Here is a 1,132-nt window from a genome sequence, read left to right as displayed (position 1 = left end):
TAAGAGCGCACGGAGGATGCCTAGGCACTAGGAGCCGAAGAAGGACGTGGCGAACAACGAAACTGCCTCGGGGAGCCGTAAGCAGGCTTTGATCCGGGGATGTCCGAATGGGGAAACCCGGCTATCGTAATGGATAGTCACTGTTAACTGAATACATAGGTTAACGAGAGGCATACCAGGGGAACTGAAACATCTAAGTACCCTGAGGAAGAGAAAACAAAAGTGATTCCGTCAGTAGCGGCGAGCGAAAGCGGATTAGCCCAAACCAAGGAGCTTGCTCCTTGGGGTTGTAGGACGTCTCACATGGAGTTACAAAGGTGTTGGTTAGGCGAAGAGGTCTGGAAAGGCCCGCCAGAGCAGGTAAAAGCCCTGTAACCAAAAACGAACACTCTCCGAGACGGATCCTGAGTACGGCGGGACACGTGAAACCCCGTCGGAATCCGGCAGGACCATCTGCCAAGGCTAAATACTCCCTAGTGACCGATAGTGAAGCAGTACCGTGAGGGAAAGGTGAAAAGCACCGCGGAAGCGGAGTGAAAAAGAACCTGAAACCGTGCGCTTACAAAAAGTCAGAGCCCGATTTAGGGGTGATGGCGTGCCTTTTGTAGAATGAACCGGCGAGTTACGTTCACGTGCAAGGTTAAGTCGGGAAGACGGAGCCGCAGCGAAAGCGAGTCTGAATAGGGCGAATAAGTACGTGGTCGTAGACCCGAAACCGTGTGATCTACCCCTGTCCAGGGTGAAGGTGCGGTAACACGCACTGGAGGCCCGAACCCACGAATGTTGAAAAATTCGGGGATGAGGTGGGGGTAGCGGAGAAATTCCAATCGAACTCGGAGATAGCTGGTTCTCCCCGAAATAGCTTTAGGGCTAGCCTCGGTTAAGAGTGTCGTGGAGGTAGAGCACTGATTGGGTGCGGGGCCCGCCAAGGGTTACCAAGTCCAGTCAAACTCCGAATGCCATAGACATGTTTACCGGGAGTCAGACAGTGAGTGCTAAGATCCATTGTCAAGAGGGAAACAGCCCAGATCATCAGCTAAGGTCCCCAAGTGTGTGTTAAGTGGGAAAGGATGTGGAGTTGCAAAGACAACCAGGATGTTGGCTTAGAAGCAGCCACCATTTAAAGAGTGCG

The 1,132-nt window shown here is 52.7% G+C and carries 1 rRNA gene (only partly in view); it reads left to right on the top strand.

From position 1 onward, the window contains the following. Window positions 1–1,132: ribosomal RNA gene (locus IEX98_RS28915) — 23S ribosomal RNA — on the top strand; its annotated part runs 1,768 nt beyond the window's last position; the annotation flags it as partial.

Origin of the sequence: Paenibacillus radicis (ex Gao et al. 2016) (assembly GCF_014641555.1) — a bacterium.
GTDB classification, from domain to species: domain Bacteria; phylum Bacillota; class Bacilli; order Paenibacillales; family Paenibacillaceae; genus Pristimantibacillus; species Pristimantibacillus radicis.
The sequence above is the reverse complement of the archived record's forward strand: the minus strand, read 5'-3'. Positions and strand labels throughout refer to the sequence as shown.